Source organism: Nocardioides sp. (assembly GCF_024509035.1).
Lineage (GTDB): Bacteria > Actinomycetota > Actinomycetes > Propionibacteriales > Nocardioidaceae > Nocardioides.
This window is the reverse complement of sequence record NZ_JANINT010000409.1, coordinates 1007-1639: the sequence shown is the minus strand read 5'-3', so window position 1 is coordinate 1639 and position 633 is coordinate 1007. Positions and strand designations below refer to the sequence as shown.

Genomic DNA, 633 nt, shown 5'->3' with positions numbered 1-633 from the left:
GGGTTGCCGCGCCGGATGGGTGCACGGACGCCGCTATGCCGATGCGGCCTCCCTTCCTGTCGGACGTCCGTGCTCGGATGGGCGCATGGTCGAGGTCGTACTCGGAGCACTGGTTCGGGGAGGTCGGGTGCTGCTCGTGCATCGGAGTCCGAGCAAGCGTGCGTACCCGAACGTGTGGGACCTGCCCGGTGGAGTCGTGGAGGCCGGAGAGTCGGAGTTGGACGCACTCAGGCGGGAGCTGCACGAGGAGCTCGGTGTGCGGATGGCGACGGACTCGGCGTCCCATCTGTGTCGCTTCACCGCAGGACCTCCGGACGAGCCGGCCCTGCTCAGCGCCTGGCTGGTGCGCGTGTGGGAAGGCGCGCCGGCGAACGTCGCCCCGGAGGAGCACGACGACATCGGATGGTTCGAGCTGGAGGAGCTGCCTCCCTCTCCCCATGCCCCGCTCCGGACGGCACTCGTCAGCGCGATGACGCGCGGCCGATGACCCTGCCGCGCGGCGCCGGTCTGTACACCGGAATCCCACTCACGGAAGGCTCACGCCATGCGCACCCTCACCTACGGCATGAACGTGAGCCTGGACGGCTACATCGCGGCGCCGGGCGACGACATCACCTGGACCGCGCCGAGCGA

1 protein-coding gene and 1 pseudogene are annotated in these 633 nt (G+C 70.0%); both read left to right on the top strand.

The window, feature by feature from the left end:
* The first annotated feature begins 85 nt into the window (after positions 1-85).
* Positions 86-487 carry an NUDIX domain-containing protein gene (locus Q0L15_RS22595; RefSeq protein ID WP_296607109.1) on the top strand — a complete coding sequence of 134 codons (402 nt, stop codon included), beginning with the start codon at positions 86-88 and terminating at the stop codon, positions 485-487.
* A gap of 57 nt (positions 488-544) precedes the next feature.
* Positions 545-633 (top strand): annotated as a pseudogene (locus tag Q0L15_RS25080) (dihydrofolate reductase); the annotation flags it as partial.